The following is a 6,513-nucleotide window of genomic DNA, read 5'->3' as shown; positions in this document are numbered from 1 at the left end:
TTAATCCTGATTCGGGAATAATTAGAGTGCTTACCTGGCAATACTTATGCGGCTCATTTGAGACAGTTCTGTTTTTTTCAATTCCGAAGAGAAAACCCAGCTTCTGGTTTTTTAGAAATTTTAGATTTTCTACTCCTGAATACCAACTATCTCCTGTTACAATTCTTGGCTTGACTCCCCAATTTATTATTTCACTCACCATTTCTCGAAAATAATCGTTTTTGGTTTTTCCCTCCTTTTTGTCATATATTCTGTAATTAATTGGTACCGAATTCCCATTGATATCACTGTAATATAAAGTGATTAAATTTAAGCCAATGATAGTTTTATGGGCTTTCCCTGACCAAAAATAACTGATTAATTCCGCATTTTTAGGGTAACAGTAAATCTTTTCTACTACTGTATCGTCTATACTTAGTATCCCTCCTACCAAATCGATGATTTTCTCTATTATTTTGAATAAATCTTTCGGTTCATACCTCTCTCTTAATAAAAAGCGATTCACGCTATCATGTGAAACATCGCCCAATATCTCTGCTAACCTACTGCATCCCGCAAACTTCGGCTCTGACAGCAAAAATAAGGTGTAGAGGTCTAGATTACATTGTGCTGTGGAGGGTTTAGTAATTTCTCTGATTATCCGATACCTGCAAAATAGACGACCTATATTCATCAATTCACTATTTTGTTCTTCTGTCAATGCGTAAGTCCTAATGGTCTATATTTTGAATTTCAATTTCTTCGTTATTCAACATTACAACAGTATTCTCCACAACCTCTGTTGCAATTCTCTCATTGATCTTTTTGTTATCAATTATTTTTTAATTATGAAGTTTTCCCTTTGTTTTGTCTTCGTCACAAAACTTCCTCTTTTCGCCCAATTAAGATACTTAATGATAATAAGTAGCATTAATTATCTTAACTTTTGAATCGAACTTAGTTTCTATGTACTACTCTGTCAGCTTTTTGTTGGTGTGTGACAGTTAGGGTGCGGAATGTGGGATTTAATGGACACCATTTGTTGTACATTCGCAAATTATATAGGGTGCTGTGCTGACACCTATTTGTGCTGCACCTAAGCCAAAAACTAGGATTGCGATCGCTGTTTGCAAGTTCTCATTACGTCTTTTGTCTATTTCTTGGGTTGTGCGATCGCTCTCGGCTTTTCCAGTTTCCAGTACATTAGGCTATTGTCGCCTCTACCTCAATCAATATTAACGCCTAGCTACTTTCCGCAAAGGCAGCAGCTGATAAAAAATCAGTATTCCCTGGCTGACAACCAGGGAATGAGAAAGTATTAACTCGCTGCTAAACTGCCCCAACCCACATAAGGTAATTTTGCAGCTGTTGCCCGAACTTGGTCAGCATTTGCTACTAACTGGCCACAAGCGTCCCAAGTCCCAGAAATGAATGTGCTTCTAGTACCTTCACCGATCGCAACTGAGGCTGTGTAATCAGCAATTTGCACTTGCAAGGTTTCCAGATTCACTGTTACATCTGCTTGAGGATTGGCAGCAACTAAATCTTGCAGTTGTTTAACAGTCACAGCATCGGCTGTCAGACAAGGTATGCCCATTGCCACACAGTTACCGAAAAAGATTTCTGCGAAGCTTTCACCGATTAAAGCTTGGATTCCCCATTTTGCGATCGCTTGGGGTGCATGCTCCCGTGATGAACCACAGCCAAAATTTCTATTGACTATTAAAATATTTGCCCCTTGATATTGGGGTTGGTCAAAGGGATGTTCACCTTTAAGCGCTGTCCGGTCATCAATAAATACGCCTTCGCCTAACCCATCAAAGGTAACGGCTTTCAAATATCGCGCGGGAATGATGCGATCGGTATCTATATCATTGCCTACTAAAGGTATACCGCGCCCTGAAACTGTTTTAACTTCACTCACCATAGTTTTATATAGAAAACGAACCGCAAAGAACGCAAAGGACACAAAGAAAGAAAGAAAAGTTTAAGAGATTTCTCTATGCTAGGAAGTGGGGTTACAGCAACTCGCGCACATCAGAAACTTCGCCTTTAATGGCGGCAGTGGCGACCATTGCCGGACTCATTAACAATGTCCGACCGGAAGAGGAACCTTGTCTTCCTTTAAAGTTGCGGTTAGAGGAGGACGCACTGATTTGTCTTCCTTGTAACTTATCGGGGTTCATTGCCAAGCACATAGAACATCCGGGTTCACGCCATTCAAATCCGGCTTCTTGGAAGATTTTATCCAATCCTTCAGCTTCTGCCTCTTCCTTCACCCTTTCAGAACCGGGAACAACGAAAGCTTTGATTCCTTCTGCAACGTGGCGACCTTTGGCGATTTTTGCAGCTTCCCGTAAATCACTAATTCTGCCGTTGGTGCAACTACCAATAAAGCAGACATCTATTTTGGTACCTTTGATGGGTTGACCAGGATACAAATCCATGTAGCGGTAAGCTTCTTCGGCAATAAATCGGTCTTCTTCTAGTAGTTCTTCCGGCTGAGGCACTGACTGATTGACACCGATACCTTGGCCGGGAGTAATCCCCCAGGTGACAGTAGGAGATATTTCCGCAGCATTAAATACGACTACATCATCATATTGGGCATCAGCATCGCTCTTGATGGAATCCCACCAAGCTACTGCTTTATCCCAATCTGCATCTTTAGGAGCAAAATCTCTACCTTTGAGGTAATCGTAGGTGACTTGATCGGGATTAATATAGCCGCATCTAGCACCGCCTTCGATCGCCATATTGCAGACAGTCATCCTCTCTTCCATGTTCATTTGCTCAAATGTTGTACCTGCAAATTCATAACCATAGCCCACGCCGCCTTTTACGCCGAGTGTGCGAATGATATGCAGGATGACATCTTTGGCATAAACTCCTGGGTTGAGACTGCCGTTAACTTCAATTTTTTTGACTTTCAGTTTGGAGAGGGCGAGGGTTTGAGCAGCGAGAACATCCCGCACTTGACTAGTACCGATACCAAATGCGATCGCACCAAATGCCCCATGACTCGAAGTGTGGCTATCTCCACAAGCGATCGTCATTCCTGGTTGAGTCAGTCCAAGTTCTGGAGCAATAACGTGAACGATACCCTGACTACCAGAACCAATATTATAAAAGGTAATGTTATTTTCTCGGCAATTTTGCTCAAGCGCTTGAATCATTTCCTCTGCCAAACCATCAGCAAAGGGACGTGCCTGATTTTCTGTCGGCACAATATGATCGACTGTAGCAACGGTACGCTCTGGAAACAGTACTTTTAGACCCCTCTCGCGTAACATAGCAAAAGCCTGGGGACTGGTGACTTCATGAACTAAGTGAAGCCCGATAAATAGTTGCGTCAGTCCTGAGGGAAGTGTACCAACGGTGTGTAAGTCCCAAACTTTATCAAACAGGGTACCTTTGCTCATACGTCAATCAATATTTCAAGAGTCCGGTCTTAAATAGTATCAAAAAAGAGTCTAAGTTTTTCTACACCCTTCATATTAGTTACAGTACCCTCAGCGCTTCTGCGGTTTTATTCTTCCTCAAAAAACCACAGAGACCTTGAGAATTGTCAGAATATCTCACGTTATCAATAATATCTGTACAATGTGGTGTTTATGTACAGTAGCACTTATGCAGCAGCTGCTACAGGAATTTTTCTTGGTGTGACACAATAAGAACTTTAATAACTTTTCATTGCCCGTTGAATATCGCGCTGATCTTGCCGTCGTTTCAAGTCTTCTCGCTTATCGTGGAGCTTTTTACCTTTGCCAAGGGCTATACTTATTTTTACCCAGCCGCGTTTGAGATACATTTTCAAAGGGATTAAAGTTAAACCCTGCTGTTCAACTTTGCCAATTAGCTTACGGAGTTCTTGGCGATGCAATAAAAGCTTGCGTGTACGCCGTGGTTCGTGATTAAAATATTGTCCACTAGCGTTGTAAGGTGAGATATGAATATTGATCAACCATGCTTCGCCATTACGAAGTAAAGCATAGCCATCTTGGAGATTGACTTTACCCGCACGAATTGACTTCACCTCGGTTCCTGTCAACTCAATTCCGGCTTCGTAAGTTTCCAGAATTTCATATAAATAGCGGGCTTGACGGTTGTCAGCAATAACTTTGTAACTGTCGTTCTTGTCGCTCATTGATAATTTTGTCTGCTTTAAATGTACCTAAAAAATTATTTGGATTGCCTTGTGAATTATGGGGTGTGTCTTAGAACCGCTATAAATGCTGGACTGTATATCACTAATTTAGCTTTTTTAATTTCACAATTAAGAGTCTTCTGTCAATTTTAAGTTACCTGATACAGATTACATCTGAGTTAAGATATAAAGCCCCAAGTTTGACCAAGCCTGATTTTGTGTAGTCTTACAAATAATTGGTATGATGCTAATCATCATTAGTGATTGACTAGGATTCATTACAAAAAACAAAGACAATAAGTATTTATACTTATTTGTGTTTTGGTTAATTATTGATTAACTTAATATTAATTTATACTATAGGAAGAATTTACTTTGTCTTATTAATGAGTTGTTACAAATTAAAAAGCTCTCTATGCCTCCCAAGCAGAGGATGTCAAAGCTAAGTTACACTCCGTTAGCTTTCTGAAAGATTTAAGTTTTCCTTTATAAATCAACCCTAAAGTCAGTTATTAGCTGGTAATCCTGTCATAGTATGAAACATAAGAACACTATTCTTACCAGTGTTCTGTTATTAAGCGCGTAGAAGCAAATTTTTGAGTAAAAAAATGCTAGGGGTGTATTGTCCATGCCCTTGACGATCCTTGTAGTGGATGATGATTTGGGCACTCGTCTGTCTGTTAGCGACTATCTTGAACTGTCTGGCTACTCAGTGATCACGGCTAATGACGGTCAAGAGGCTTTGGCTATGGTGGATAACTATCATCCTGATTTGATTGTCACTGATATCATCATGCCACAGATGAATGGCTACGAATTGGTGCGTCGGGTACGTCAACAACCAATGTTTCGATTATTGCCTGTAATTTTATTAACAGCCCGAACTAAGACCCAGGAAAGAATTCTGGGCTACCAGTCAGGGTGCGATTTATACTTACCCAAACCCTTTGAACTGGAAGAATTAGCAGCAGCAATCCGTAATCTTTTGGAGCGATCGCAAATTATTCAATCTGAGTATCGCTTTTCTCATAAAGAGAATTTGGGCATTTCCACCCCGACAAAAGCAGGGGATGCCCATAATTCTCTGTCCACTCAAATTCAGAAATCACACCTGCACTCATCCCTAACTCATAGAGAACAAGAAGTCTTAGAGTTATTGACTCATGGTTTGTCTAATGCTGAAATGGGCCATCAGCTACATCTGAGTCCTCGTACAGTAGAAAAGTACGTTAGCAGTTTATTGAGAAAAACCTCAACCAGCAACCGAGCAGAATTAGTGCGTTTTGCCATGAAGCATGGTTTAGTCGAATAAAAAAGTAGTGAGGAGTTAGGAGTGAGAAATTAAAACTCCTGTACAGACGCGATTAATCGTGTCTCTCCTCACTCATAACCTTTGTAAGCAGACCTTCACAAGCATCAATCAGTAAATCAATAACCTGATTAAATCCGTCTTGACCACCATAATAAGGATCTGGAACTTCCTTCAAGGTATGTCGAGAGCAAAACTCGCACATCAAACGCACTTTATGCTTATATTGCTTGGTGCGATCGAGAGCAAGGATATTCTCATAATTTTCTTGATCCATCGCCAAAATTAAATCAAAGTCTTGAAAGTCTGACTTTTGAAACTGGCGTGCTTGACCACGCAGTTTAATTCCCAACTTTGTAGCCGCCGCCGCACTCATGCGTCTGTCAGGTGCGCTTCCAACGTGATAACTAGATGTACCAGCAGAATCACAGATGATGGCATCGCTCAAGCCAGCCTGCTCAATTAGATGATTCATTATGTTTTCTGCCGATGGCGATCGGCAGATATTACCTAAGCAGACAAATAGCAGCTTGTAAGGCATAGATATTTTTTGTCCTTTGTCAATAGTCATTTGTCCTTTGATCAATGACCAATGACCAATGACTAATGACCAATGACTAAAACCCAGGTAACTCCAACCCACTGGTCAATTCTTCCATCCGTTCCCGCATTGTTGCTGTGGACTTGTTGTAGGCTTCTTTCATTGCTACTGTCACAAGATCGGAAAGTACTTCTGCACCTTCTGCTAAAGCATCTGGAGAAATTTCTACCCGCTTGGGTTCTTGGTTCCCACTGACAATCACCTTCACCAGACCACCGCCAGATTCTCCTAGAATCTCCATTTGCTCCAATTCTTCTTGGAGTCGCTTTGCGCCTTCTTGAACTTGCTGCGCTTTCTTAAAAGCTTCGGCCAGTTCCTTCATTTTTCCTAAGCCAAAGCCGAATCCTTGTCCTTTACCTGTCATAATTATTTGTACGCTTGTGCGTTGAATAACAAATCAAATTCAATTATAGATGCGGTAAGTAATTTGCCTCTTTTTTTACCAATAATTAATGCATCCTAGAATTGGGAATTGGG

At 40.9% G+C, this 6,513-nt stretch carries 7 protein-coding genes and 1 pseudogene; 2 read left to right on the top strand and 6 right to left on the bottom strand.

Translation table 11 applies throughout. From position 1 onward, the window contains the following. Window positions 1-577 (bottom strand): annotated as a pseudogene (locus VB732_RS03335) (IS701 family transposase); the annotation flags it as partial. 473 nt (window positions 578-1,050) lie between these two features. Here VB732_RS03335 and VB732_RS03330 point away from each other — a divergent pair. Continuing rightward, on the top strand, window positions 1,051-1,218 hold the full coding sequence (locus tag VB732_RS03330) for a hypothetical protein (protein ID WP_323229396.1): 168 nt from the start codon (window positions 1,051-1,053) through the stop codon (window positions 1,216-1,218). 79 nt (window positions 1,219-1,297) lie between these two features. Here the strand turns inward: VB732_RS03330 and leuD are convergent, their stop codons facing one another. The 3 genes from leuD to smpB form a co-directional block, all read right to left on the bottom strand. Next, window positions 1,298-1,906 carry a 3-isopropylmalate dehydratase small subunit gene (leuD, locus tag VB732_RS03325; RefSeq protein WP_323229395.1) on the bottom strand — a complete coding sequence of 203 codons (609 nt, stop codon included), beginning with the start codon at window positions 1,904-1,906 and terminating at the stop codon, window positions 1,298-1,300. A 91-nt stretch (window positions 1,907-1,997) separates the two neighbouring features. Further along, complete coding sequence (gene leuC, locus VB732_RS03320; RefSeq protein WP_323229394.1) at window positions 1,998-3,401, bottom strand: 3-isopropylmalate dehydratase large subunit; 1,404 nt, start codon at window positions 3,399-3,401, stop codon at window positions 1,998-2,000. Window positions 3,402-3,658: 257 nt separating this feature from the next. Continuing rightward, window positions 3,659-4,126, bottom strand: coding sequence for an SsrA-binding protein SmpB (smpB, locus tag VB732_RS03315; RefSeq protein WP_323229393.1), 468 nt, complete (start codon window positions 4,124-4,126; stop codon window positions 3,659-3,661). A gap of 628 nt (window positions 4,127-4,754) precedes the next feature. Here smpB and VB732_RS03310 point away from each other — a divergent pair. Beyond that, entirely contained in the window at window positions 4,755-5,438 is a 684-nt protein-coding gene (locus VB732_RS03310) for a response regulator transcription factor (protein ID WP_323229392.1), read from the top strand. A 52-nt stretch (window positions 5,439-5,490) separates the two neighbouring features. Here VB732_RS03310 and VB732_RS03305 read toward each other — a convergent pair whose 3' ends face one another. Next, complete coding sequence (locus VB732_RS03305; protein ID WP_323229406.1) at window positions 5,491-5,976, bottom strand: low molecular weight protein-tyrosine-phosphatase; 486 nt, start codon at window positions 5,974-5,976, stop codon at window positions 5,491-5,493. Window positions 5,977-6,052: 76 nt separating this feature from the next. Beyond that, window positions 6,053-6,400 (bottom strand): YbaB/EbfC family nucleoid-associated protein, encoded by a 348-nt coding sequence (locus tag VB732_RS03300; protein WP_323229391.1) that lies wholly within the window; start codon window positions 6,398-6,400, stop codon window positions 6,053-6,055. Window positions 6,401-6,513 lie beyond the last annotated feature (113 nt).

The sequence above is a fragment of the Nostoc sp. UHCC 0252 genome, assembly GCF_034931145.1.
Lineage (GTDB): Bacteria > Cyanobacteriota > Cyanobacteriia > Cyanobacteriales > Nostocaceae > Nostoc.
The sequence above is the reverse complement of the archived record's forward strand: the minus strand, read 5'-3'. Positions and strand labels throughout refer to the sequence as shown.